The 24684-nt window shown below is 64.1% G+C and carries 22 protein-coding genes; 6 read left to right on the top strand and 16 right to left on the bottom strand.

The genetic code is table 11. The features are described from left to right. The first annotated feature begins 131 nt into the window (after positions 1 to 131). Positions 132 to 2300 carry a TonB-dependent receptor domain-containing protein gene (locus tag X907_RS07430; protein ID WP_233352231.1) on the top strand — a complete coding sequence of 723 codons (2169 nt, stop codon included), beginning with the start codon at positions 132 to 134 and terminating at the stop codon, positions 2298 to 2300. A 274-nt stretch (positions 2301 to 2574) separates the two neighbouring features. On the opposite strand, the gene X907_RS07425 is transcribed toward X907_RS07430, so the two are convergent. Then, positions 2575 to 3222, bottom strand: a complete 648-nt coding sequence (locus X907_RS07425) for a hypothetical protein (protein ID WP_127566740.1) — start codon at positions 3220 to 3222, stop codon at positions 2575 to 2577. A gap of 180 nt (positions 3223 to 3402) precedes the next feature. On the opposite strand from X907_RS07425, the gene X907_RS07420 reads away from it, so the two are divergent. The 3 genes from X907_RS07420 to mazG all read left to right on the top strand — a co-directional run bounded on the left by X907_RS07420 (position 3403) and on the right by mazG (position 5563). Beyond that, a complete protein-coding gene (locus X907_RS07420; protein WP_127566738.1) occupies positions 3403 to 3864 on the top strand; it encodes a methyltransferase family protein in 462 nt (153 codons plus the stop codon). 86 nt (positions 3865 to 3950) lie between these two features. Next, positions 3951 to 4694: a glutaredoxin family protein gene (locus X907_RS07415; RefSeq protein WP_170175492.1), complete on the top strand. Its 744-nt coding sequence runs from the start codon at positions 3951 to 3953 to the stop codon at positions 4692 to 4694. Positions 4695 to 4759: 65 nt separating this feature from the next. Continuing rightward, positions 4760 to 5563 carry a nucleoside triphosphate pyrophosphohydrolase gene (gene mazG / locus X907_RS07410; RefSeq protein WP_127566736.1) on the top strand — a complete coding sequence of 268 codons (804 nt, stop codon included), beginning with the start codon at positions 4760 to 4762 and terminating at the stop codon, positions 5561 to 5563. A gap of 3 nt (positions 5564 to 5566) precedes the next feature. On the opposite strand, the gene hflX is transcribed toward mazG, so the two are convergent. The 10 genes from hflX to dusB all read right to left on the bottom strand — a co-directional run bounded on the left by hflX (position 5567) and on the right by dusB (position 17975). Beyond that, positions 5567 to 6895, bottom strand: coding sequence for a GTPase HflX (gene hflX / locus X907_RS07405; RefSeq protein ID WP_127566734.1), 1329 nt, complete (start codon positions 6893 to 6895; stop codon positions 5567 to 5569). After that, on the bottom strand, positions 6892 to 7152 hold the full coding sequence (gene hfq, locus X907_RS07400) for an RNA chaperone Hfq (RefSeq protein ID WP_127566732.1): 261 nt from the start codon (positions 7150 to 7152) through the stop codon (positions 6892 to 6894). The genes hflX and hfq overlap by 4 nt, the downstream gene beginning before the upstream one ends. A 105-nt stretch (positions 7153 to 7257) precedes the next feature. Then, positions 7258 to 8112 (bottom strand): D-amino-acid transaminase, encoded by an 855-nt coding sequence (locus X907_RS07395; protein WP_127566730.1) that lies wholly within the window; start codon positions 8110 to 8112, stop codon positions 7258 to 7260. A gap of 6 nt (positions 8113 to 8118) precedes the next feature. Then, complete coding sequence (locus X907_RS07390) at positions 8119 to 9516, bottom strand: potassium transporter TrkG (RefSeq protein ID WP_127566728.1); 1398 nt, start codon at positions 9514 to 9516, stop codon at positions 8119 to 8121. Between the two features lie 4 nt (positions 9517 to 9520). After that, positions 9521 to 10894, bottom strand: coding sequence for a Trk system potassium transporter TrkA (gene trkA / locus X907_RS07385; protein ID WP_127566726.1), 1374 nt, complete (start codon positions 10892 to 10894; stop codon positions 9521 to 9523). After that, positions 10894 to 12318, bottom strand: coding sequence for a nitrogen assimilation response regulator NtrX (ntrX, locus tag X907_RS07380; RefSeq protein WP_127566724.1), 1425 nt, complete (start codon positions 12316 to 12318; stop codon positions 10894 to 10896). The genes trkA and ntrX overlap by 1 nt, the downstream gene beginning before the upstream one ends. Positions 12319 to 12321: 3 nt before the next feature. After that, positions 12322 to 14502: a sensor histidine kinase gene (locus X907_RS07375; protein ID WP_233352229.1), complete on the bottom strand. Its 2181-nt coding sequence runs from the start codon at positions 14500 to 14502 to the stop codon at positions 12322 to 12324. A 118-nt stretch (positions 14503 to 14620) separates the two neighbouring features. Next, a complete protein-coding gene (locus X907_RS07370) occupies positions 14621 to 15913 on the bottom strand; it encodes a response regulator (RefSeq protein ID WP_127566720.1) in 1293 nt (430 codons plus the stop codon). Continuing rightward, positions 15910 to 16950: a two-component system sensor histidine kinase NtrB gene (locus X907_RS07365; protein ID WP_127566718.1), complete on the bottom strand. Its 1041-nt coding sequence runs from the start codon at positions 16948 to 16950 to the stop codon at positions 15910 to 15912. Before X907_RS07365 ends, X907_RS07370 begins: the two co-directional genes overlap by 4 nt. Beyond that, entirely contained in the window at positions 16947 to 17975 is a 1029-nt protein-coding gene (dusB, locus tag X907_RS07360; protein WP_127566716.1) for a tRNA dihydrouridine synthase DusB, read from the bottom strand. The genes X907_RS07365 and dusB overlap by 4 nt, the downstream gene beginning before the upstream one ends. Before the next feature lie 94 nt (positions 17976 to 18069). On the opposite strand from dusB, the gene X907_RS07355 reads away from it, so the two are divergent. Further along, on the top strand, positions 18070 to 19206 hold the full coding sequence (locus X907_RS07355) for a bifunctional 2-C-methyl-D-erythritol 4-phosphate cytidylyltransferase/2-C-methyl-D-erythritol 2,4-cyclodiphosphate synthase (protein WP_127566714.1): 1137 nt from the start codon (positions 18070 to 18072) through the stop codon (positions 19204 to 19206). Next, positions 19203 to 19703 (top strand): CinA family protein, encoded by a 501-nt coding sequence (locus X907_RS07350; RefSeq protein WP_127566712.1) that lies wholly within the window; start codon positions 19203 to 19205, stop codon positions 19701 to 19703. The genes X907_RS07355 and X907_RS07350 overlap by 4 nt, the downstream gene beginning before the upstream one ends. On the opposite strand, the gene X907_RS07345 is transcribed toward X907_RS07350, so the two are convergent. From X907_RS07345 to X907_RS07325, 5 genes are all read right to left on the bottom strand, one after another. Then, on the bottom strand, positions 19671 to 20159 hold the full coding sequence (locus X907_RS07345; protein WP_127566710.1) for a type II toxin-antitoxin system RatA family toxin: 489 nt from the start codon (positions 20157 to 20159) through the stop codon (positions 19671 to 19673). The two genes, X907_RS07350 and X907_RS07345, sit on opposite strands and share 33 nt — an antisense overlap. 14 nt (positions 20160 to 20173) lie before the next feature. Beyond that, positions 20174 to 21145, bottom strand: coding sequence for a lipoyl synthase (lipA, locus tag X907_RS07340; RefSeq protein WP_127566708.1), 972 nt, complete (start codon positions 21143 to 21145; stop codon positions 20174 to 20176). Between the two features lie 82 nt (positions 21146 to 21227). Then, positions 21228 to 22484: a DUF8173 domain-containing protein gene (locus X907_RS07335; protein ID WP_127566705.1), complete on the bottom strand. Its 1257-nt coding sequence runs from the start codon at positions 22482 to 22484 to the stop codon at positions 21228 to 21230. Positions 22485 to 22532: 48 nt separating this feature from the next. Continuing rightward, positions 22533 to 23381, bottom strand: a complete 849-nt coding sequence (locus tag X907_RS07330; RefSeq protein WP_127566703.1) for a hypothetical protein — start codon at positions 23379 to 23381, stop codon at positions 22533 to 22535. A gap of 158 nt (positions 23382 to 23539) precedes the next feature. Next, entirely contained in the window at positions 23540 to 24643 is a 1104-nt protein-coding gene (locus tag X907_RS07325; protein WP_127566701.1) for an anhydro-N-acetylmuramic acid kinase, read from the bottom strand. Positions 24644 to 24684: the final 41 nt, after the last annotated feature.

Raw genomic sequence — 24684 nt, 5'->3', positions numbered from 1 at the left:
CGCCGCTATTGCCTGCCTTTTAAGTCACTACTGTAAATTTTATGCAAATAAGAACAATTCGCATTTGCATCACCTCCTCTCGGGCGTTATCGGGTGCAAGTTATTCGCAATCGCAAATGAGGGACGGGACAATGCGAACGGTACTTTTGACGGGAACCATTCTGGCGGGCGCGTTGGGGCTAACAGGCGCGGGCCTTGCCTATGAGCTGGAGAATGACGGGGATGGCCAGCCTCATGCGGCCGACGAGATTGACCGTATCGTGGTCACAGCTTCCGGCTTCCAGCAGTTTCTGGAACATGCGCCTGCCAGTGTGACGCTCATACCGCGCGTCGAGCTTGAGCAGCAGCGCACATCGTCGCTGGCCGAAGCGCTGTCCACCGTTCAGGGCATTGATGTCAGCAATTCACAAGGCAAGACTGGCGGCGTGTCCATCTCGGTGCGGGGCATGCCCTCCGACTACTCGCTGGTGCTGGTCGATGGCCGCCGCCAGAACCCGGCCGGCAATGTCACGCCGAATGGCTTCGGTGAAACTGGATCAAGCTTCATTCCGCCCGTATCGGCCATTGAACGTATCGAGGTTGTGCGCGGCCCGATGTCCACATTGTACGGCTCCGACGCCATGGGCGGCGTGATCAATATCATCACCCGCGAACCGCGCGATGGCTTGCAGGGCGAGATCACCGTAGACACCACGCTGCAAGGCGACGACGAATACGGCAACACCTATTCGGCCAGCGGGTATGTCGACGGTGCAATCCGGCCCGGCCTGCTCAGCTTTGCCTTGCGCGGCCGCTATTATCATCGCGAAGCGGCTGACCTCACCTACACCGACGTGAATGGCAATCCGCTCGGCGTATCCCAGCGCGGACCAAGCCCGGTCGAGGCGGAGATCTGGTCGCTTGGCGGGCGTTTGAACCTGACCCCGCATCCTGACCATCGCCTGTGGCTGGACTATGATCTTACCCGTCAGGAATATGATAACTCGACCGGCCAGCTCGGAACGCTGGGCGTGCAGGGATACGGCCCGACCCAGGAATTCAACCGCGACCAGATTGTCCTGGCTCACACCTGGAATCTGCTCGGCGGCACACTCGACAGCGATATCACCCGTAACGTGACCGAGACGATCGGCCGGGTACTCCCCGACGATGTGCCCGGCACGTCCCGCCGCCAGGGCGATCCCCGCGATCTTGAAGCGACCAACACGATCTTCAATACCCGCTATAGCCGGGCGTTTGGCGCGCATACCCTCACCATCGGCGGTCAGTACTGGGATGCAGAAATGGTGGACGGGGTAGCCCCTGAGCCGTTCACGCATGAGCAATGGGCCGTATTTGGCGAGAATGAGTGGCGCATCATGGATACGCTGCGCCTGACTGTCGGCGCACGCCATGACAACCACAATGTTTTCGGCGACCATTTCAGCCCGCGCGCCTATCTGGTTTGGAACGCCACCGACATGGTCACGCTGCGCGGCGGGGTCAGCCGCGGCTTCAAGACGCCGCGCCTCGACCAGATCGCAGAAGGCATTGTCGGGTTCACCGCACAGGGCACGCGGCCGACCCTCGGCACGCCGACCCTGCAGCCGGAAACGTCCACCACCTATGAAGCTGGAATCTATTTCGACAACCGGTCAAACCTGCAGGTCAATGCGACCGTCTTTTACAATCTGTTCGACAACAAGATCGCATCGGGTACGCCGCTGGCCAATTGCAGCTTCGGGCTGACCGAGGCGGAATATGCCGCCCTCCCCGCCAATCCGTCAGGCTGCACGGATGTGGGATACTGGCCGGTGGTGGCGGAGTTTTCCCAGAACGTGAATATTGACGAGGCCGAGACACGCGGCATCGAACTCTACGCCCGCTGGGATGTTACCGACACCGTGAGGGCGTCTGGCAATTACACCTGGACCGATAGCGAACAAAAGAGCGGCGCCAATGCTGGAGAGCCCCTGGTCAACACGCCCGACCACATGCTCAACGGCCGTATCGACTGGCGCTTCAGCGACGCACTGAACTTCTGGCTGCGCGGCGAGTACCGTTCGGAGCGCTATCGGGGGTCCGGCATCGTCCAGGACCAGCTGGGCAGCTTCTCTGCCTACACCGTAGCCCATGCGGGCGGTGCCTGGCATGTCAACGAGCAGGTAACACTCAATGCAACGGTCTATAATCTGTTCGATCAGGACTTTGTGAGCTATCTGCCCTATGTCGCGGCCAATGGCTCCACGGCCTATGCCAGCGAGTACGCCAACTTGCAGGAACCGCGCCGTTTGTGGGTGTCCATGAACGTGCGCTTCTAGGGTCCCAGACAGGGCGTCAGCGGTACGAGGAAGTAACGCTGACGCCCTTCTGTTCAGGCCGCTGCGGCGGCTTGAAACCAGAAGCGGCGAGTCGCGGCCCGGGATCAGGGGGCTGGGCCACCGGCGTGATACTCAGTTGGCATTTCAACGACGGCAACAGAATGGCACCTCGCCCGCCACAGCGCACGCACCATATTGAGAGAGTTCCTCCTTTGCGACAAACATGCATGAGAGGATCAGGCGCTTACAAAGCAGCCAGCCTCCGGGCCTGACCCTAGTCCCCGAACCCCGGATCACGGTTTCTTTCGGAAACCGGCAACCGGCCAAATGCCGAATGTGCGCCACTCACATAATGGGAATGCTGGCTGAAGGTTTGACCCGGTAACGCCATCGGGGCGAGGTTTGCTGTCGGGGTCCTCGGCCCCGGATCATCCGGTGTCATCGCGAAGGCCCGATCAATCCGGGCAACGGTATCGGCGTCGGCGTGCGCCGTGAAACTCTCAAACGCACCATCACGGGTGCCATCGCACCCCATCGCCTCTCGCAGCTGGCCCGAGGCCACTGCGCACGCCACGCTGCGCGCGGCGGCCCCCTGGCGCGGCGCATCGGGCGCAAAGCCCGCCTGCCCCCCATCAGCCGTGAGAATGTCCGCCGGCTCCGCCACATCCTCCGCCCCCGCTGGGGCAGCCGGAACCGGGGCCGGTCGCGCCTGGACAGAGTCCGCCTCGACCTCGGGCACCGGCTCAGGCATGGCTTCCGGGGCTGGGATGAGCACGGATTCCGGCTCCGCAGGCGGCGAAACCAGACTCAACAAGACAATCTGCGGAGCAGGCATCGTCTCCAGCGTGGAGCTGTGCCACACACCAGCAAGCCCGGCCATCAGAACCACGTGCAGGGCCAAGGCAGCCAGCACGGCCGCCATTTTCGTACGCGCCCGCCATCGCGGCCGGGCCGGCCGTCGGGACGACGGATGGTGAGCGAGCGATACCATTGTGTTCGCACTCTAGCTAAAGTTTCAACCTTGCCTAGACTGGCGCCGTAGAGCGAGACCGTGCCGAGCTGCCCTCTCCCACGGCTCACCGCACGAAAAGGCGTACCCGCAATGAGATGGCTTGAAACCCGAATTCCGCCCCCTCTTGTCGTGCTGGTTTCAGGCACGCTGGGCTGGGGCCTCACGGCCTTGACGCCGGGCCTGGGCATGAGCTTTCCCGGTCAGGCAGCGCTTGGCTTGCTCGTCGCGGCATTGGGCGTGGCAACAGCCGCAGCCGGCATTCTTGCCTTCCAGAAAGCGCGTACAACGCTCAGCCCTATCGATCCCGGCGCGGCCACTTCGCTTGTTGTGAACGGCGTTTACACGCGCACCCGCAATCCCATGTATCTGGGCATGGCGGTCATGCTGCTCGGCTGGACACTCATTCTGGGTCATCCAGGCGGGCTGGTGGGCATTGCTTTCTTCGTCGCTTATATCAACCACTTCCAGATACAGCCCGAAGAACGCGCGCTGCAGACCCTGTTCGGTAATACGTTTACTGCCTATTGCGCCCGCGTGCGCCGCTGGATCTGAACCTGCCTCGCCTTTCGCGTTGACCTTCCCATGATGGTAAGGTCGAGGGTGCGCGCCAATCCGCCCTTCACGGAAAGGACACTGTGATGACTGGAAAAACGGCCGTTCTCTACCGCATGGATATGCCGGATCATACCTGCCCCTACGGGCTAAAAAGCCGCCACCTCCTGCGCAGCAAGGGCTTCACGGTAGAGGACCATTTGCTCACCAGCCGCGAGGAAACCGACGCCTTCAAGGCGGAGCACGGCGTGAAGACCACCCCGCAGACCTTCATCGATGGAAAGCGCATTGGCGGATATGAGGCGCTGCGGGAGCATTTGGGTCTCTCCACCGGCAAAGGCACCAGCTACACGCCCGTCATCGCCCTGTTCTCGGTGGCCGCCCTGCTGGCGCTGGCCGTCGCGTGGCAGGCGGGCGGCCCCCTCCTCCACCTCCATACGGTGGAGTATTTCATTGCCATCGCCATGGTGCTGCTCGGCCTGCAGAAGCTGACCAATATCGAGTCCTTCTCGACGATGTTTCTCAATTACGACCTGCTGGCGCAACGCTGGGTGCCCTATGGGCGCATCTATCCGTTTGCCGAGGCTGGTGCGGGCGTTCTCATGCTGGCCGGTTCGCTGATCTGGCTCTCCTCGCCTGTTGCGCTCTTCATCGGTACCATTGGGGCCATTTCGGTCTTCAAGGCGGTTTATATCGACCGGCGCGAGCTCAAATGCGCCTGCATGGGCGGCGATAGCCGAGTACCGCTGGGCTTCATCTCGCTGACCGAAAACCTGATCATGATCGCCATGGCGGTCTGGATGCCGCTGCGCATGTATGCGATCGGCTAGGCCGCGCAGGTTTATTTTTCGCGCACATCAGCCCATGAAAGACAGGACTGATGGAGACGCGCAAGATGACCGCCGACGCCCGCCCTCTGGACCGCCTCCTCGCCATCATGGCGCGCCTGCGCGATCCGCAAACCGGCTGCCCCTGGGATGTGGAGCAGGATTTCGCGTCCATCGCACCCTACACCATCGAAGAAGCCTACGAAGTTGCCGATGCCATCGCGCGCGGCGATATGGCGGATCTGAAGTCCGAGCTGGGCGATCTGCTGTTTCAGGTCGTCTTTCACAGCCAGATGGCGTCCGAGGCCGGGCATTTCGCGTTTGATGATGTCGCTGACGCCATCGCCGAAAAGATGGAGCGCCGCCACCCGCACGTGTTCGGCGATGGTGATACGCGCGACGCGCAAGGCCAGACAATCGCCTGGGAGGCGCAAAAAGCCGAAGAGCGCGCGGCGCGAAACCCGGACAGTTCCGCCCTTGCCGACATTCCCCTTGCCCTGCCCGCCCTTGTTAGAGCACTAAAACTCACCAAGCGGGCCGCCCGCGTCGGCTTTGACTGGCCCGATGCGGAGCGCGTATTCGACAAGTTCGAGGAAGAAGCACGCGAGCTGCGCGAGGCCATCGCGGCGAAAGACACCGCCAACATCAAGGAAGAAGTTGGCGATTTATTGTTTGTCTGCGCCAATTTGGCGCGGAAACTTGATGTTGACCCCGAAGAAGCTTTGCGTGACGCCAACACCAAGTTTGAACGCCGCTTCCGCGCGGTGGAGGCGCGTATGGACGCGGCTGGAAATCCGGTCAGCAAGGCCAGCCTCGACGAGATGGAAGCTGAATGGGGCCGCGTGAAAGAGGATGAACGCGCAGCGCGCTAGCTTTTACGCGTCCGCTTCATCATTCAGCAGGGCTGCGAACTTCGCCCGGAACCGGCCTGCATCAGGTCCGGCGAGCCGCGCTTCGATCCGGATCTGCCCGGTCTTGGCGTCGCGCCGGTCGCTGACGACCTCGCCATGCTCATGCAGCCAGGCAGCGATTTCGGCCTGTCCGGGCTCAAGGTCGAGCGAGATACGCTCATCATCCCGGCCCAGGGCGGCATCCACCGCCTCCAGAAGCGCGGATACCCCCTCGCCCGTCACGGCTGACACCGTGTGTACCGATGCGCGGGACTTGCTGGCCGCCATGCGCGCCGCCCAGACAGCGTCATCGCGCGCTTCGGCGTCCAGCCGGTCAAACTTGTTCCAGGCCTCGATCATGGGCTGACCATGCGCAGGCCCGCATTCCAGTGCGGTCAGCACGCTTTCAACGTCCGCCTTTCGCCCCTCATGGTCGGGGTCCGACAGATCGCGTACATGGACGAGAATGTCGGCCTCCCTCACCTCTTCCAGCGTGGCGCGGAAGGCGGCAATGAGCTCGGTCGGCAGATCGGTGATGAAGCCCACCGTGTCGGACACGAGCACGCGCCTCCCGGATGGCAGACGAACGCCGCGCACGGTCGGGTCCAGCGTGGCAAACGGCATGTCCTTGGCCAGCACGCCAGCCGCGGTCAGACGATTGAACAGGGTGGACTTGCCCGCATTCGTGTAACCGACCAGCGCAATCGACGGCCATGGCGCGGCCTGCCGGCGCGTGCGGTGCAGGGCGCGGGTACGCTTTACCTGCTCCAGTTCGCGGCGCAGCTTGGCCATCTTGCTGGCCAGCAGGCGGCGGTCGGTCTCAATCTGGGTTTCACCGGGGCCAGCCAGGAAGCCGCGGCCGCCGCGCTGACGCTCCAGGTGGGTCCAGGTGCGCACCAGGCGCGAGCGCTCATAAGTGAGGCGCGCCAGCTCCACCTGCAGCCGGCCCTCGCGGGTGCGGGCCCGTTCACCGAAAATTTCCAGGATCAGCCCGGTGCGGTCGATGACCTTCACCTGCCAGCGCTTTTCCAGATTGCGCTGCTGGACGGGCGACAGGGCCGTGTCGATGATGACAGCCTGCACCTCTAGTGCCTGCATGCGCTCATGCAGGGTTTCCAGCTTGCCCTTGCCGAAATACGTGCCCGCTTCCAGCTTGCGCACTGGCTCGATGATGGCGTCAGCGGCCTCAAGACCCAGCGCGATGGCCAGGCCAGAGGCCTCCTCAAGACGCGCATCGGCCCGGCTGTCATCCGCGCCCGGGGGCAGCGGATGGATTATGAGTGCGCGGGTTGGTGCCTGGGCAGTTTCGGTCAATCGCTGTCCCCGTCCGCACCATCTTCGGCACCGTCAAACAGCTGAACCGGCTGGCTCGGCATGATGGTCGAGATCGCATGCTTGTAGACAAGCTGGACCTGTCCATCGCGGCGCAGGAGCACGCAGAAATTGTCAAACCAGGTGACAATGCCCTGCAGCTTCACCCCGTTCACAAGGAAAATCGTCAAGGGTGTCTTGGTCTTGCGGACCGTATTGAGAAACACGTCCTGAAGGTTCTGTTTTTTATCGTTCGACATGGCAATCCACCTATTCCCCGCCCACATAAAGGGCATCACACACAAGGAACGCCATAGGTAGCGGCGCTCGCGTGCGGGTGCAATGGGGTAAGCCGAACACGGGTGTCAGGCTTGTTCACCTGCCTCATAAGATTCCCTGAGCGCCCCGGCAAGCGAACCCGGCGCGCCATTGGCTACAGGTCTGCCATCAATGCTGACAACCGGCATCACCATGGAGGTGGCCGAGCTGATGAAGGCCTCGCGCGCGCTCAAGGCCTCCTCCACCGTGAAGGCACGCTCTTCCAGCCGCAGTCCTTGGGCGGCGGCGATGCGGATAATGCGCTGGCGGGTGATACCGTTGAGGATGTCATCGCCTGCGGGCCGCGTTACCAGTGCCCCCTCGCCCGTCACGATCCATGCATTGCTGGAGCTGCCCTCTGTGACCTCGCCGTCTGCATTGATCAGCCAGGCCTCAAAGGCCCCTGCTTCGCGCGCCGCCTGTTTGGCCAGAACATTGGGAAGGAGCGATATGCTTTTGATGTCACAGCGCTTCCAGCGGATGTCATTGGCCGTGATGACACCAATGCCCGTTTCGGCGCGTGCTGCCAGTGGCGCGCGCGGGGCGGGCCGGACCGTAATGACGATGGTAGGGCGTACGGGTTTTAGCGGGAAGGCGTGATCGCGCCTGGCAGCTCCGCGCGTGACCTGCAGATAGACCAGCGCATCGCCCAGCCGGTTACGGCGAAGCGTCTCACGCAAGGCGACATCCAGCGCGGCGTCGCTCATCGGCAGATCAATACGCAGCTCGCCGAGCGAACGTTTCAGGCGCTCCAGATGACCTGCATGGTCAAGAAACTGGCCGTCGCGGACCAGCCAGACCTCGTAGACACCGTCGGAGAACTGGAAACCGCGGTCCTCGATCTGGATGGCCGGCGCATCGATGGGCAGGTAGCAGCCGTTTACGTAGGCGATGCGGGCCATAAAGCGTCAGTCTCCGCTAAACAGAAGGAACACAACCGCCGCAAACGGCAGAATTTCGATCCGGCCGAGAATCATCAGGATCGAGGCGATTATCAGGCCGCCTGCGCCCACTTCACCATAGGCTTCTCCCGCTATCGGCCCGGCATTTGTCAGCGCAGCCCCAGCCACCGACCAGGCAATCCCCATATCAGCGGCAAACGGGCCCAGCGCGAGCGCTCCGAGCGCCAGAACCACGGGATAGGCCAGCGCATAGGCCCAGACCGATACCAGAGCCGCCTCGTTGACCGCGCGTCCGGCAAAGCGTGATCCACCGGCCGCAGAGGGCTGGACCAGCAGCAGTATATCGCGCCCTGCCCGCCTCACCAGAAGCCGGAGCCGCGCCATCTTGATGCCGCCAGACGTCGATACCGCCGCGCCACCGGCGAGCGCCAGCGTCAAGAGGGCAATCAAGGGCAGGCCCGCGCCCACAGGGCTCACAGAGTACCCGGTAGTTGTAACGGCGAACAGCGCGTCGAAAAATCCGGCAATCCCCGTCGCCGGGCCGGACGCGAGGGCGAGCATCGCGCCGCAGATCACCGAAACGATCAGCATGGAGCGCACATCGCCAAACCGGCGGGTGACCCGCCCCCGCGACACATGCTCGTAGAGCACCGCCATATTCCCCGCCCCTAGCACGCAAAGGACCGCAAGCACTGTTACCGCTGGCCAAGGCAGCCATTCTGTCAGCTCGCCGCCGCGCGGCACGTAGCCGCCGGTCGAAATGCCTGACAGTGCCAGGTTGAATGCCTCGAACCCGCTCGCGCCAGCGAAGGCCAGTATCACGAAACCGATCACTGTCAGGCCCGTATACACCCCACCCAGCCGGACAAGTGCGCGTCCCAGATTGGAGAACAGGTCGCCGCTTTCGATCGTCAGCAGCGATGACCGGCGCAGGCCGGCGCGGCGGTCATCCAGCCCCGCCAGTACCGTGACCGCGAGTACGAGCGTTGCCAGCCCGCCCAGCCATTGCAGCATGGAGCGCCAGACGACCAGGCTGCGTGGCATCGCGTCCGGCTCGGTCAGTGTCGCACCCGTCGTCGTCAGGGCTGACACCGCCTCGAACACTGCCTCCACCCATCCGTCCGACACCGCTCCGAAAGAAGGAGCGGCGACCAGAGGGCCGGTAATCCAGCCAATAACCAGAAGGCGCAAGGCCGCTGGCGCGCGAACCCGCCGGCCAAGCCCGGCTGTGGCCAGCAGACAGCCGCCACCAGCAAATATACCGATCAGCGCGCTGGCCCCCAGCCCGCGCGCGGCCGCCACTTCGCTCAGGGCGGTGGCATAAAGTGTCACGGGCAGCGCAAACAGACCTATCGTGAGCCAACTCCAGCCCAGGGCGCGTATCGTGCGGGGAGAGGGCTGCATGGGATCAGAAGTATTCCAGGGAGACCCGGAATAGCTGCTCTACCTTGGGAACAGCCGCTTTCAGGGCAAACACCACCAGCCGGTCATTGGTCTCGATCGTCACATTGTCCCGGCGGAAATAGACCTTCTCGCCGCGCACAAGCGCGCAAACCGAAACATCCTCGGGCAGGTCCAGATCCCGCAGAGATTTGCCCACCAGCGGCGAAGTCGCCAGTGCCACGCCCTCCAGCGCCTCGGCCTGACCGTCAGCCAGTGTCTGCAGGCCGGTAATCCGGCCGCGCCGAATGTGCTGGAGGATGGTGGACACGGTGACGCCGCGCGGATCGATCATGATGTCTATCCCAAGCTCGGTGCGTACATCCTTCAGCCCCGGCTCGTTGACCAGGCAGAGCGTACGCTGCGCACCCTCACGCTTGGCCATGACGGCCGAGAGCAGGTTCACCTTGTCGTCATTGGTCAGGCAGATCGCCAGCTCCGCATCCTCTACCCCCGCCTCGCGCAGCAGCCGGCGGTCAAGGCCGTCACCATGCAGCACAACGGTGCGCGAAAGACTGTCGGCGGCCTTTTCGGCCTGCGCCTTGTCTGCCTCGATGACGCGGACACGCACCCCCGCCATGCGCTCCAGCGCGCGGGCGACATACACCCCTATATTGCCCGCGCCGATAATCACCACGCGGCGCGCGCGCTGCACCTGATGACCAAACACATCCAGCACACGCGGCACGTGCGGCCCCGCGACGGCGACATAGGCGTCATCGCCGACACTTAGCGGGTCGCGCTCTTCGGGGATGAAAACCGTATCATCCCGGCGCACACCGACGACATCCATGCCAAGATCGGGAAACAGCTCGCGCAGATGCTCCCGGTTCGTCCCCGCTATAGGGGAGCCTTCATCCACGCGCAGACCCAACACTTGCAGCCGGTTATTGGCGAAAGGCGCCGTCGCCGATGCGCCCGGCGTCTCCAGACGCTGCAGGATGGCACGGCTCACCTCCAGCTCCGGCGAGATCGTCACATCAATCGGCAGCGCACCGCGGGCAAAGAGATCGCGCCAGGATTTCGCCAGATAGCTCTGGGCCCGCACCCGCGCGATCTTCAGCGGTGTATCGAAGATGGAATGCGCCACCTGGCAGGCGACCATGTTTGTCTCGTCGGAGTACGTGACCGCAACCAGCAGGTCAGCATCGGCAATGCCGGCGCGTTCAAGCGTGTCAGGATGTGAGCCATGGCCAACAATACCGCGCACATCCAGATCGGTTGTCACCCGGTCGATGAGCGTTTGCGACCAGTCCACGACCGTCACCGAATTGCCTTCGGCAGCCAGCTCGCGGGCGATGCCGTACCCTACCCGCCCTGCTCCGCAGACGACGGCTTTCATCAGCCTTCACTCCCCGCCGCGGATGTATCGTCACTTTCACCGTCGCCAGCCCTGTCAGTGCCGCCCACACCGAGGCTCTTCAGCTTCCGGTGAAGGGCGGAACGCTCCATGCCGATAAAGGTGGCCGTCCTGGAAATATTGCCGCCAAACCGGCTGATCTGTGCCTTGAGGTATTCACGTTCGAAATTCTCGCGCGCATCGCGCAGCGGCAGCGCAATCATCCGCTCTGTATCCAGTCCGCCAGGACCGCTATCGCGTCCCACCACCTCTGAAGGAAGCGCATCAAGCGTTATGGCTTCATTGGGATCGCCGGTTGCCAGAATGAGCACGCGTTCCACATTGTTGCGCAGCTGGCGGACATTGCCCGGCCAGCTATGCGCCTGCAGCGCTGCCATGGCATCGGGCCCGATCTTGCGCGGCGTCAGCCCGGACATCGCCGTCAGACGCTCCAGGAAGTGGCTCACCAAGAGCGGAATGTCCTCGCGCCGGTCCGACAATGGCGGCACATCAATCGGCACGACCGCCAGACGGTGATAGAGATCCTCCCGGAAGCGCCCCTGGCTGATAAGCGAACGCAGATCGCGCGAGCTGGAGGACAGCACACGCACATTCACTTCCACATCGACGCCGCCACCCAGCCGCCGGAAGCGCTGCTCGACGAGCATGCGCAGCAGCTTGCCTTGCGTGGCGAGCGGCATGTCGCCGACTTCATCAAGGAATAGCGTCCCGCCATGGGCCTGTTCCAGTAGGCCGACGCGTTCGACGCCGCCGTCCGCGCGTTCGGCTCCGAAAAGCTCTTCCTCAACCCGGTCCGGGTTCATCATGGCTGCGCTGACAGGCACAAAATTACCGCCTGCACGCGGGGAGCGCGCATGGATCAGCCGGGCGATCAGCTCCTTGCCGGACCCTGCCGGGCCGCTTATCAAAATACGTGAATTTGCGGCCGCAACCCTATCAATAGTCTGGCGAAGCTGGTTTGCAGCTGTCGATCTTCCGATCAGCTCGTTATGCATTTCGGTGCGGGCGCGCAGCTCGGCGACTTCCCGGCGCAGCTGACTGGCTTCCAGCGCACGCTCCACCGTCAGCAGCAGCTTGTCGGACTTGAACGGCTTCTCGATGAAATCGTAAGCGCCCTTGCGGATGGCGGCCACGGCGGTCTCGATCGTGCCGTGCCCGGAGATCACGATGACTGGCAGGCCGGGATCGGCAGCGCGGATTTCGTCGAGCAGGGCGATCCCGTCCAGCCGGCTGCCCTGCAGCCAGACATCCAGAATGGCCAGCGAGGGCTTGCGCTGGCGCACCGCCGCCAGAGCCTCGTCGGCGTCACCGGCATAGCGGGCCATATAGCCCTCGTCCTCAAGCAAGCCGCCGATCAGCTCGCGGATATCGGCTTCATCATCAACGACCAGAATGTCGTGTGCCATACCTTACGCCTCTCTGGACAGAGCGGACTCATTGGCCGCATTCGTTATTTCAAGCAAGGGGAAGGCCAGCCGCACAACTGCGCCCCGCGCCCCGTCTTCGCGTTCTTCAAGTTCCAGCCGGCCGCCATGGTCTTCCATGACCCGCCTCACGATGGCCAGGCCAAGGCCTGTGCCCTTCTCACGTGTCGTCATATAGGGTTCGGTCAGCTTTGCCCGGTCCGCAAACGGCCAGCCAAGCCCGTTATCGACGACCTCAATCACGGCGGTGTCGTTTTCAAGCTTCAGGGTCACGGCAACCTCGCCGCCCTGTTTGGCGCCATCTTCATCAAGCCGCGCCAGCACGCTTTCACCGGCATTCTTCAGAATATTGGCAAGCGCTTGCGCCGTGAGACGGCTATCGCACTCCACGATCACCGGATGCCCGGGCAGTTCCAGCGGCAGCTTGATGCGCGGCGACGCCACGCGCTGCGAGAAGACTGCGCCCTCAACCACGCCGACGAGATCGGCCGCTTCCATCTTGGGTGTCGGCATCCGCGCGAACGCAGAGAACTCGTCGACCATCCGCCCTATATCGCTGACCTGACGCACGATGGTCTCGACACATTTGTCGAATATCTCGGCCTGGTCGTCGGGTATCGCAGCCCGGTATTTCCGGCGGATGCGCTCGGCGGACAGCTGGATCGGGGTCAGCGGGTTCTTGATCTCGTGGGCAATCCGGCGCGCGACATCGCGCCATGCGGCGTTGCGCTGGGCCGCGACGAGGCGCGTCACGTCATCAAACGTGATGACCAGCTCGCCCTTGTCATCGGTGGAGGCGCGTACGTTCAGATTGAGCAGCGCGCCATCATTGCCTGGAATGTCGATCTGCCGCTCGATCAGCACCGCGCGCGAGCGCCGCGCCTCCTCCACGATGGGCGCAAACACACCCAGCACGGTGTCGACCTGCTCGCCGGTCAGCGTGCCTGCCTCCACATCCAGCAGCGCTTCTGCCGAGCGGTTGACCAGCGTGATGCGGTTATCAGGGGCGAGACCCACCACACCGGCACTGACCCCGGTCAGCACCGCCTCGATGAAGTTGCGCCGGCTTTCCGATTCCGCGTTCGCTTCGAGCAGGGCGCGGCGCTGGCTACGCAGCTGGCGCGTCATCCGGTTGAAGGCGCGGCCAAGGGCGGCAATCTCGTCGTCGTCACGCTGGACCAGGACGCGCGCGTCGAGATCGCCCCGCCGCACCCGCTCTGCGGCGCCGACAAGACGCGCAACGGGCGTTACCACCCGCGTCGCCGCGCTCAGCGCCAGCCACAACGCGCCAACGAGGATCAGTGCCACAGCGGCGAAATAGACGAGGATGAAGACCTGGCGCATCCCCTCTTCACGCGCCACGGCCTGACGGTAGGAGGCGGTCGCCTCCTCGGCGGCGGTCAGCACCCCCAGATCGACGTACCAGACCACATAAAGATACGCGTCATCATAGGCTGGAAGGTTCACCAGTAGCCGAACATAGGCCGGCGCATCCTCACGCTGGGTCGGGTCGCTGACACCGATGTCGCGCGAGGCCGCAAACTCATACATGCGCTGTGACGGTGCCACGAATGGTGGCGCGCCTGGCGCCTCCGCGCGGGCCAGAATCGTGGAGCGGCTGTCGATCACGTAGGCAGACGCAAAATTACGCCCGATAGCCTGGTTGCGCAGATATTGCGTGTATTCGATACGGCTCTCGCTCATCGCCGCGACGGCTTCGGGATAGGACAGATCCCCCGCCATGCTGACCAGCTGAAGCTCGGCCAGATTCAACTCCAGCGGCGCTTGCGCCCGGCCAACTTCGGCCATGGTCTCAACCAGCGTGGTGACACGCTCACCAAACCAGAACTCCACCCCCCGGCCCAAAACGAGAGCCAGCAGCAGGGCCATCAGAATGGACGGTGCAACCGCAGCCAGCGCGAACAGCGCCATGAACCGCATGTGGAGACGGGGCGCGGGCGCACCAAAGCGCCGGCCCATGAAAATGCGCGCGGCACGCACGCTGACGGCGCCGGCGAGGCCGGCAATAATGACGGCTGATATGGATAGCAGTGTATAGAAAAGCGGGGCCAGGCTGCCGATTGCGCCCTGCTCCGATACGGCCAGAATCGCGCAGGCGACCACACCCACAGCTGCCACCAGAAACCCGGTGGCGAACAGCGACATGCGCAAGGATTTAAAGCCGTTTTTGAGCCAGGATGGCAAGCGTCTGCGCCTATTCGTAAATCGCCCCGACATCCATGTTGGACCGGGTGTGGCCAAATATCAACGCCCAGTGTTGCAACTACTCCTCACCGCCGGAATCCATGCCCAGGGCCGTCAGGCGCCGCGCGAGCGTATTGCGGTTAAGTCCGAGGTAGCGTGCCGCATCCCGCCTCACCCCGCCACAATGGGCCAGCACGGTTTCAATCATGGCCTTGTCCACTATCGCTGCAACATCATTGGCTACATCATGACTGTGCTCGCTGAGGCGCGCAGCGGCAAAGGCACGCACGGCGTCTTCCAGCGCTGCGCCGGTGCCCGGCGCCACAGGGGCTGTCAGCGCTTCTTGCAGTGCCGCCAGCCCCATCGTCCCGCGATCACCCTGAACGGCAAGGCGCGCAGCGGTCCGCTCGAGTTCTGCTACCTCGCCGGGCCAAGGGTAGGCGTTGATGAACTCTGCGGCGTCGCGCGCAATCGCAAAGTCGGTGCGTCCGTGTTTTTTGAGAAAGTGCTCGAACAGGCGCAGGCGGTCATCGCCGCGCGAGCGCAAGGGCGGCATATCGACATGGCCCACTGCCAGGCGCTCGAACAGGGCGGGCGCCATGATTGTGCGCACATCAGCCAGCGCGGTAACGTAAAGGCGTGTGTCACTCATCTGGCCAAGCTGCTCCAGCACGAGATCCTGAATACCATCGTCCCAGCGTTCGGCACGGCGCAGCAGCAGGCCGCCACCGCGCGCCTCGGCGAAAACCTGAACCCCCTCACGCCTCAGCCTGTCAGGCCCGGCTTCGATCAGCGGCGCGCCCGGCTTGCAGGCGCGGTGCAATGTCCGCGCGGCGCTGGCCCTGCCCGACCCGTCCGGCCCTGTGAACAATACCGGCGCGCTGGCCGTCGACAGCCTTGCCAGCAAACGGAAAGCCGTCTGCATGGCGGGGGACCGCCCCACCAGATCGGGAAACGGGTTTGCGCCCGAGCGCTGCTGCCCTGCCCGCTCGCCGGTGTCGAGAGCCCGGCAGGCGGCATCTACCAGATCGTCCAGATCAAACGGCTTGGGCAGATACTCATACGCGCCGCCCCGGACCGCCTGGATCGCCGTAGCGGCCGTCGTTTGCGCACTTATCACCAGTACGGGCGCGTCGGGGCGCACATGCTGAAGCTCTTCGAGCCGGTCGAGGAAGTTCTCGTCGCCCAGCAGCACGTCCGCGACCAGAAGGTCAGCATCGCGGCGCGCCATCCGCTCAATGGCCGATGAGGGCGAAGCCGTCGCACGTACGTCGAAACCGGCGCGTGTCAGCGCACGGGAGATGACCAGGCGCAAGGTCTCGTCATCCTCCAGAACCAGAATACGCCGCCCGGCGCTGCTGTCCTGCGTCATGTCCCCTCCTCGCGTAAATACATACGGAACACCGTACGTCCGGCCCGGCTCTCATATTCCAGTCCGCCGCCATGCAGCTCCGCGACCCTCGACACCAGCGCCAGCCCGAGCCCTTCGCCGGCCGGCTTGCCGGTCACAAATGGTGAGAAAATCGACTCGCCCAGCTCTTCAGGAACGCCGGGCCCATTATCAGTCACATCAATCTGCAGGCGCGCTTCGGGGGCGACCCCGCCCGGCCGCGCCATGCGGTAGCGCGTGGAAATCTCGATGGTGCCGTCGCTCTGGCCCGCCAGAGCCTCGGCGGCATTGACCAGCAGGTTAAGCACGGCCTGAAGCACAAGATCACGATCGCCAAAGGCATCGGGCAGTGACGGGTCGTAGTCCTCGACCAGCACCAGCCCCTTGCCGCTGGCCGCCGACATGGAGCGCAGTGCCTCGCTGGCCACCTCATTGAGGCTCAGCGGCGCAAACGGGTGCGGCGCTATATCGCCAACCTTGCTCCAGCGGTCGGCAATACGCAGCGCCCGGTCCAGCTCCGTCATGATGAGCGCAGCCATCTCGGCCGTTTCGGGGTCTGCCGACGACGCGATGAGCTGCGCGGCGCCTCTCGCACCTGCCATCGGGTTTTTCAGCTCGTGAGACAGCATCCGCCCGAACCCTGCGGCAGCGTTCGCTGCCCGGTCGCCACGCGCGACAGCACCGGCCTCCGGCCATAGGCGGATGGAGATACAGGCCCCGTCCATCTGAGGCGCGGCATCAATCGCTGCCCGGCGTGTGCCGTCGGGAAACTCCACGCGCACATCATGGGCGAAAACCGCCCTGCCCTCGCTGATCGCCCGGCTGGCTACCGCGCGCGCGGCCCTGCCCCACGGTCCCAGCGCATCCAGAGGCTCGCCCGCCATCCGGCGCGCGGAGCGTTCAAACAGCGCTTCGGCGGCGTCGTTCACATAAGAGATGATACCAGCGCCATTGATCAGCAGCACCGCGCTTGGCAGAAAATCGGCAGCCTGGGCGGTCGTGGCGTCTGACGGGTTCATGCGGCGCTGCGTATCCCGGCTTCGCCAGCAAGGCGCTCCAGCCCCGCAATAGCGGCCTTCACGCTGGCGGCCTTGCACAGCACGCTGCGCCAGTTTCGCGCCTCGCCCGGATCATCAAACAGGTGGTCTACAAAGCCGGCATAATGCTTGCGCATGCACCGCACGCCCAGAATTTCGCCATGAAGGGCTGCTGAGTCATCGGTGGCCCGTACAAGCGCGCCAATCATGTCCGCCATGGGCGGATCGAGCGCATCACCGCCCTCAAGCAATGCCCGGCCGATGGCACCGGGCAGCCAGGGGCGCCCGGTGGCGGCGCGGCCCACCATCACGGCGTCCGCGCCAGATTGGGCCAGCGCCGCGCGCGCCTCATCGGCATTGGTAATGTCTCCATTGACCACCACAGGGATGGACACGGCATCCTTCACGGGCCGCACCGCCGCCCAGTCGGCGGTCCCGGTATAGAATTGCTGGCGGGTGCGGCCATGCACCGTGACCATGCGGATGCCGGCATCCTGAGCGCGGCGTGCAAGCTGCGGCGCGTTGATGGTGTCGTGGTCCCAGCCGAGGCGCATTTTCAGCGTCACTGGCACATCGGTGGCGTTCACCGTCGCCTCGACCAGCTCCAGCGCATGGTCGAGATCACGCATCAGGGCAGATCCCGACAGGCCACGCGTCACCTGGCGCGCCGGGCAGCCCATATTGATGTCGATGATTTCAGCACCCGCGTCAGCGGCGATGCGCGCGCCTGTATCCATCCATTTCGCTTCACGCCCGGCCAGCTGGATCACACGCGGCGCGACATCTGCATCGCCCGCCATGCGCCGCACCACGTCAGCACGGCCCTGCGCCAGCGTTTCACACGCCACCATTTCCGACACCACAAGGCCCGCTCCGAAGGCCTTGGCCTGCTTGCGGATGGCGTAGTCGGTCACGCCAGACATCGGCGCGAGAATGCACGGCACGTCCACACGCACCGCGCCAACGCTGAAACCTGCCTCGACGGCATTATGTGACACCCTTGTCATAGGCGTGCAGATACAGTGTATGGACGCGGACCGCCAGACGCCGCACAGCGCTCTGCCCGGTTTTGGTGCCAGAGTGCTGCACGAAAGAGACCCGATGACGCCATTCAGTGCATGCATCGTTGCCGCAGGAAGCGGCACGCGGGCTGGCCGCAGCCTGCCCAAGCAATTCGAGCGTGTTGCGGGCAAGCCCTTGCTGCGATGGTCTGTGGAAGCGTTTGCCAGCCATCCGCTCTGCCGGGAGATCATCATCGCCGTAGCCGAAGGTCATATCGAAATGGCCCGCCAGGCGCTCGAAGGGCTTGATGTCATTCTGGTGGAAGGCGGGGCCAGCCGCACCCGCTCCGTAAAAGCTTGCATTGAAAAGGCTAGCCAGCCGCTTGTTTTCATTCACGATGCGGCGCGTCCGGGATTGAGCCCGGCGCTCATCGACCGCTTGCTGCACGCGCTGGAGGACACATCGGGCGCCGCGCCTGCCCTGCCCGTCGCCGATGCGCTGGCGCGCGAAACCGAGGCGGGCGTCGAGGCTGTTTCGCGCGACGGGCTGATGCGCGTGCAGACGCCGCAGGCTTTTCATCTCGCCGCGCTGAGCTGGGCGTTCGATGAGGCGCGCGGCGCTGATTATCCCGACGAAATTTCGCTGGTCCGCGCAGCGGAACTTCAGGTTAAGCTGGTTGAAGGCGATGAGACGGTGTTCAAAGTGACCTACCCGGACGATTTTGCACGCGCCGAAACCCAGCTGGGCGGACCGTCCGGCCTGCCGGTCATGGGTACGGGCTTTGATGTCCACCGGCTAACGGCGGGAGACGGCGTCCATCTGTGCGGCGTGTTCGTGCCCTGCGATCTGGCGCTGGTAGGCCATTCTGACGCCGATGTGGGCCTGCACGCCCTGACGGACGCGATTCTGGGCGCTGCGGGCGCAGGCGATATAGGCCAGCATTTTCCGCCAAGCGATGAACGCTGGCGCGGCGCTGACAGTGCGCAGTTTCTTACCCACGCCATGCAGCTTGCCCGCGAGGCGGGCATAAGCCCCGCTCACGCCGACATCACACTGATCTGCGAGCGCCCGAAGATCGGGCCGGTACGCGATGCGATGCGGGCGCGTGTGGCAGAACTGACCGGCCTGCCGCTGGCGCGCGTGAACATCAAGGCGACCACCACCGAGAAACTGGGCTTCACCGGCCGGGGCGAAGGGATCGCCGCGCAGGCCGCCTTCACCGGAGTTCTGCGATGAGCACCCTGCCCGCCCTGCTAACCCATGCGGCCCGTGAACTGGTTGAGCTTGCCACCGGGCAGGGTGTGTCCCTGGCCACGGCCGAAAGCTGCACCGGCGGGCTGGTCGCCACCTCCATCACCGAGATCGCCGGCAGCTCAGCCGTGCTGGAGCGCGGCTTTGTCACCTACTCCAACGCCGCGAAGGCCGAGAGCCTGGCTGTGCCCGTCACCCTGATCGCCCAGCACGGCGCGGTGAGCGAACAGGTAGCGCGCGCCATGGCCGAAGGCGCGCTATTCAACTCCCACGCGGAGATCGCCGTGGCTATCACCGGCATTGCCGGACCGGGTGGCGGTAGCGATGAAAAGCCGGTGGGGCTGGTCTGGTTCGGCCTCGCCCGGCGCGGAGAGCCAACGCATAGCGAACGGCATCTCTTCGCCCACCTGGACCGCCACGGTGTGCGTGAAGCAGCGGCGTCGGAAGCCCTACGCCTCCTGTCCGAGGCGGTCAGTGCCTGACTCCACTGGCGTGTAGCGCCGGGCGGCTTCCTCACGGAAACGCTCGATCAGATAGCGGATGGCGCGCGACCGGCTCGCATCCATCAGGGCGTTCAGCACCGGATTGCGGAAGCGGTAGCGGATCCAGAAGCTGACTTCGGTCGAACCGTCTGCCAGTTCTGCAAAGCGCCACTCATTGGCCAGATCATGAAACGGACCGGAGAGGTAGGAGACCTTGATGGTCCTGGCTGGCCGGTCCAACAGGACGCGCGTGGTGAAGCTCTCACGGACAAAACGGAACTGCACGCGCGCTTCGGCGTCCAGCTCGCCCACCCCCTCAACCACGCTCTCACGTATCACGCGCAGCGCACTGATAAGTGGTATGAATTTGGGATAGGCGCGCACATCGCTGACGAGATCAAACAGCTCGTCAGGCTGGTATGGGAGGCGCAGGCTCTCGCGGTGTTCAGAGGTCATCAGCTCGCCGCGCTTCAGGCCTTGCGGCCTGCTTTCAGCGCCGCCTCGCGCGCATCACGCAGCCGGGCAAAGTCCTCGCCTGCATGATAGCTGGACCGGGTGAGCGGCGAGGCGGACACCATGAGGAAGCCCTTCGCGCGCGCAATCGTCTCATAGCCCTTGAACTCGTCAGGTGTGACGAAGCGATCAACGGCAGCGTGCTTGCGTGTCGGCTGCAGATACTGGCCGATGGTGAGAAAATCGATACCGGCTGAACGCATATCGTCCATCACCTGCATCACCTCCTCCTTGGTCTCGCCAAGGCCGACCATGATGCCGGACTTGGTGAACTGGGAGGGATCGCGCTCCTTCACCCGCTCCAGCAGGCGCAGCGAGTGGTAATAGCGCGCACCGGGCCGGATGGAGAGATAGAGCCGCGGCACGGTTTCCAGATTATGGTTGAACACATCCGGGCGCGCATCAATCACGATTTCGGCCGCGCCGGGCTTCCTCAGGAAGTCCGGTGTGAGGATTTCGATAGTGGTCTTCGGATTGAGCTGGCGGATCGCGCGGATGGTCAGTGCGAAATGCTCCGCCCCGCCATCGGCCAGATCATCACGGTCCACCGAGGTGATGACGACGTGCTGCAGCTCCATGGTGGCGGTGGCTTCGGCAACACGGCGCGGCTCGTCAATATCCAGCGGCGCGGGCATGCCCGTCTTCACATTGCAGAAGCTGCACGCACGGGTGCAGGTATCGCCCATGATCATGAAGGTGGCGTGCTTTTGCGCCCAGCACTCGCCGATATTGGGGCAGCCCGCCTCCTCGCACACGGTGACGAGATTATTCTCGCGCACCACTTTGCGGGTCTCCGAGAACACACCGCCTGCAGGGGCTTTTACGCGAATCCATTCCGGCTTTCGCAGGACCGGCGTATCGGGCCGCTTCTGCTTTTCGGGATGGCGCTCGGCGCGCTGCTGCTGGCGGGTGTCGAAGAGTGTTGTCATGGCCGGGAACATGGCGCGCAAAGCGGCCCGGTTCAAGCGCTGTGAACCGGGCCGCTGCGCAAGTCAGCTATGCGTTGGCACGCTAGATTGCCGCCCCACCGTTATGCTCGGCGGCAACTATGCGCGGATTGCGATTGAAAAGGGCCAGCGTCCAGGCCCCAAGGCCGATGAAGAAGACAATCGACCCGATGATAAAGCCAAGCACCGGCACAACACCGAGCGCCCCGACAACCGCCAGTACAAGGAAGAGCGACAGGACACGCATGCCAAGGCCGATTCCGTCGCCCGAGCGGTTGAAGATCAGGTCCCCGAGCACCACTGCGCCAAATGCGTAGGCCAGCACCATAATGAAGGGGAAGGCGAACAGCAGGATGATACCCAGCGGAATGCCGATCACCGTGATCGCGAGGAAGACAAACACCGCCACCAGCAGGATCGGCAGGAAGGCGGCCAGCACCAGCCCCAGCAGACCCGAAGCCCAGGGGCGCGCCCGGAAATGGTCGGCAATGCCCGACACGGCGCGCGGCGAGATCAGGCAGGCCAGCAGGCCCAGCACAAAAGCCGCGATACCCATGGCCGTCCCGAATGCCCAGACCGGCGGACCGAAGTCTGACACGCGCGGGCCCGCATGGCTGCGGGCACGGCGCTGTTCGCTGAACGGCGCTTCCTCATAAGTCATTTCACCGATGATCTGGGCACCATCCGCGATGACAGGCGCGTTGGGGCCGCGAACCCGGAGCTGACCGGCGATCTGCGCACCCGGCATGATTTCAACATTCTCTGCATGAAGCTCGACATCGCCGGCCACCGTGCCTTCGATGATAACGGTGCGGGCCCGCCCTTTCAGACGCCCTTGCGCCGTGCCGGACATGCGGATTTCACTGCCAGCGAGATCCATATTGCCGCCGATGGACCCGCTTTCATCAATGGCGATCAGAGCGCCGCCAGCGGCCAGATCCCGGCCAACGCGTCCACCGACCCGGATGTCAGCGCCAGCCAGGTCGGCACTGCCCGAAACATCTGCCAGAATGGAGATATTGGCGCCGGCGATCGATACATCCCGGCCTACCGTGCCGCGGATGACGATGTCCCCGGCAGCCAGCTGGACGCTGCCGCCTATGTCGGCGGTAATGTCGACATTGCCCGCCAGGCCGCTAATGTCGCCGCCGACGCGGCCGCGCAGGGTCACATCGCCGGCCAGGAACTGGGCCGAACGGTCCTGATCGAGATCAAGATTGAGATCGCCGCCGATATATTGCGCATGGGCGGGCGATGCGGCGAGCAACAGCCCGGCCAGCATGCCCGTCTGGGCGAAACGCGCTATCCATTTGCTGATCATGGTTTCAAGCCTTTCTGTAATGGCTCAGGAAATTCAATCTGGCGAAAACTAGCGGCGGCAACGGTCAGAGCCGCGCGGTGTATAGTCCAGCTGCGGGGCGGTGCCATCGCCTGTAAAGCTGACCGGCTCCAGCGCGCGCACACTCAATGGCCCGGTAACGGTGCCGGAGATAACAACGCGCCGCGCGCAGATCGTTCCACCCGACAGCTCACCGCTGATCTCGACCAGCCCGTCCGTGTCACGCAAACGGCGGCGGTTTCCTTCGTCGGCATAGATGTCGGCATTGCCGGCGACTGAACCGCCAAGGCGCGCCGTGCGAACATTGGCATGCAGCGTTCCGCCGATGGCGGCACGGCTGTCGAAGGCGGCGGCATTGAGCCGGACATCGCCATCAACGATGGAGCCCGCCGCGAGGCGGATGTCGGCGCCGTTGGCACGCAGGCTGCCGAGCCGGCCGTTGAAGTGCGCGTCGGCGAAGCTGCCATCCACCTCCCCGGCGACATTGCCTTCCATACGCACATCCGCGCCGCGAACGCGCAGATCGCCGCCAACATTGCCCCGGATGGAGATGTCAGCGCCCGTCACGCGGGCATCGCCCAGAACAGCACCGGCAAAGCTTACATCAGCGCCCGTCACCGAGAGCGAACCCACCGACATGTCGCGAAGCGTGATGTCGGCGCCAGCAACGCGCAACTCGCCGCCGACCCGGCCATCGAGCCTGACGTCAGCGCCGGTGATACGCGCATCGGTGTCTTCATTCAGGGAGAGGCGAATATCTCCGCCCGTGATACGCGTGCCATCCTGCGCTGAGGAGCTTGAGGCAACGGGCGGCAGCCCGCAGGCCACAAGAATGACCGCCGTGGCGGTGACGGTGGAAAGGAGGAGACGGTTTTTCATTTTTCTTACCTCTTTTGATGAGGGACCAACCATATCGAAACTCGATAACATATCGAAACTCGATATGAAAGGGTTTTTTCCGAAAAACGATAAATTTTTGCCGTCTGTCATTAAGCTGTCAGGAAAAATGCGGCGTTGCACGATATGCGCCAGCGGCGCTACTCCACCACCCTGCCCCCGCCCATCGGCGTAGCCACTCCCGTCGTGCCGGGCCAGGTATAGGGCAGGCCAGCCATCACCCGTGCCGCAAGGAAGGCGAACGCCTCGGCCTCAACCAGATCACCGCGCCAGCCCAGCGCTTCAGCGCAATAGACTTTCAGGCCGGTTGCCGCCGAGACCAGCTCGGCAAGCGTTTTGTTGCGCCGGCCGCCCCCGCACAGGACCAGCCGTTCCGGCGCGTCCGGCAGGGCAGCAACGCCCAGCGCAATCGTCTTTGCGGTCAGGCCGGTCAGCGTGGCTGCGCCGTCTTCGAGCGAGAGATTGCGCACCGCATCGAGGGAAAAATCCCAGCGGTCGAGCGATTTTGGTCCCGGAGCAGCAAAATACGGATTGGAGAGAAACTCCGCAAAAGCCGCCTCGTGGATGCGGCCGCGCGCAGCGATTTCGCCATCCTTGTCCATGTCCTCGCCGGTATGGGCCTCAATGAAAGCGTCGATAAGGCCGTTTCCGGGCCCGGTATCGAAGGCGGTCAGCGTGCCGTCAGCCGCGATATGGGTAATATTGGCGACGCCGCCAATATTGATGACGCCCAAAGGGCGCTCCAGCCCGGACCACTCTGCCAGCGCGCGGTGATAGACCGGAACCAGAGGCGCGCCCTGCCCCCCAGCCGCGACATCTGCTGACCGGAAATCGAAAACCACCCGGCAGCCGAGCCGGCGGCTGAGCGCCTGCCCGTCGCCGATCTGCAGGGTACGGCCCGCCACGCCGTCTCTGGGTGCCTGATGCAGCACAGTCTGACCGTGAAAGCCAACGCCATCCAGCTCTGACGGCGCAAGGCCCGCCTTTGCACACACGGCCTCCACCGCCTCGGCATGGGTGGTGGTCAGCACGGCTTCTGCGTCCGCGAACACGCCGGGCGCCTCGCCCTGCCAGCGCCATTGCAGCGCGGCATCGACGGCGGCCTGCAGCACTTTGCGCTCATCTACTGTGTAGGGGCGCTCCAGCCCCGGCCCGAAGCGGATCAGCGTCTCGCCATCACTCTCCAGCAGCGCCGCATCCACCCCGTCCAGCGAAGTGCCGCTCATCAGACCAACCCACTTCATGTTAGTTTACCCATCCGATGGCTCTACGCCTTCCATACCCG

The sequence above is a fragment of the Glycocaulis alkaliphilus genome, assembly GCF_004000605.1.
GTDB lineage: Bacteria > Pseudomonadota > Alphaproteobacteria > Caulobacterales > Maricaulaceae > Glycocaulis > Glycocaulis alkaliphilus.
Note: the sequence above shows the minus strand (reverse complement) of the source record. Positions and strands in the feature narration are given on the sequence as shown.

Excerpts from the sequence above, each read along its gene's own strand:
- X907_RS07430 (WP_233352231.1), top strand. The coding sequence starts at position 132 with ATGCGAACGGTACTTTTGACGGGAACCATTCTGGCGGGCGCGTTGGGG.
- X907_RS07425 (WP_127566740.1), bottom strand. The coding sequence starts at position 3,222 with ATGGCGGCCGTGCTGGCTGCCTTGGCCCTGCACGTGGTTCTGATGGCC.
- X907_RS07420 (WP_127566738.1), top strand. The coding sequence starts at position 3,403 with ATGAGATGGCTTGAAACCCGAATTCCGCCCCCTCTTGTCGTGCTGGTT.
- X907_RS07415 (WP_170175492.1), top strand. The coding sequence starts at position 3,951 with ATGACTGGAAAAACGGCCGTTCTCTACCGCATGGATATGCCGGATCAT.
- mazG (WP_127566736.1), top strand. The coding sequence starts at position 4,760 with ATGACCGCCGACGCCCGCCCTCTGGACCGCCTCCTCGCCATCATGGCG.
- hfq (WP_127566732.1), bottom strand. The coding sequence starts at position 7,152 with ATGTCGAACGATAAAAAACAGAACCTTCAGGACGTGTTTCTCAATACG.
- X907_RS07395 (WP_127566730.1), bottom strand. The coding sequence starts at position 8,112 with ATGGCCCGCATCGCCTACGTAAACGGCTGCTACCTGCCCATCGATGCG.
- X907_RS07390 (WP_127566728.1), bottom strand. The coding sequence starts at position 9,516 with ATGCAGCCCTCTCCCCGCACGATACGCGCCCTGGGCTGGAGTTGGCTC.
- trkA (WP_127566726.1), bottom strand. The coding sequence starts at position 10,894 with ATGAAAGCCGTCGTCTGCGGAGCAGGGCGGGTAGGGTACGGCATCGCC.
- ntrX (WP_127566724.1), bottom strand. The coding sequence starts at position 12,318 with ATGGCACACGACATTCTGGTCGTTGATGATGAAGCCGATATCCGCGAG.
- X907_RS07375 (WP_233352229.1), bottom strand. The coding sequence starts at position 14,502 with ATGTCGCTGTTCGCCACCGGGTTTCTGGTGGCAGCTGTGGGTGTGGTC.
- X907_RS07370 (WP_127566720.1), bottom strand. The coding sequence starts at position 15,913 with ATGACGCAGGACAGCAGCGCCGGGCGGCGTATTCTGGTTCTGGAGGAT.
- X907_RS07365 (WP_127566718.1), bottom strand. The coding sequence starts at position 16,950 with ATGAACCCGTCAGACGCCACGACCGCCCAGGCTGCCGATTTTCTGCCA.
- dusB (WP_127566716.1), bottom strand. The coding sequence starts at position 17,975 with ATGACAAGGGTGTCACATAATGCCGTCGAGGCAGGTTTCAGCGTTGGC.
- X907_RS07355 (WP_127566714.1), top strand. The coding sequence starts at position 18,070 with ATGACGCCATTCAGTGCATGCATCGTTGCCGCAGGAAGCGGCACGCGG.
- X907_RS07350 (WP_127566712.1), top strand. The coding sequence starts at position 19,203 with ATGAGCACCCTGCCCGCCCTGCTAACCCATGCGGCCCGTGAACTGGTT.
- X907_RS07345 (WP_127566710.1), bottom strand. The coding sequence starts at position 20,159 with ATGACCTCTGAACACCGCGAGAGCCTGCGCCTCCCATACCAGCCTGAC.
- lipA (WP_127566708.1), bottom strand. The coding sequence starts at position 21,145 with ATGACAACACTCTTCGACACCCGCCAGCAGCAGCGCGCCGAGCGCCAT.
- X907_RS07335 (WP_127566705.1), bottom strand. The coding sequence starts at position 22,484 with ATGATCAGCAAATGGATAGCGCGTTTCGCCCAGACGGGCATGCTGGCC.
- X907_RS07330 (WP_127566703.1), bottom strand. The coding sequence starts at position 23,381 with ATGAAAAACCGTCTCCTCCTTTCCACCGTCACCGCCACGGCGGTCATT.
- X907_RS07325 (WP_127566701.1), bottom strand. The coding sequence starts at position 24,643 with ATGAAGTGGGTTGGTCTGATGAGCGGCACTTCGCTGGACGGGGTGGAT.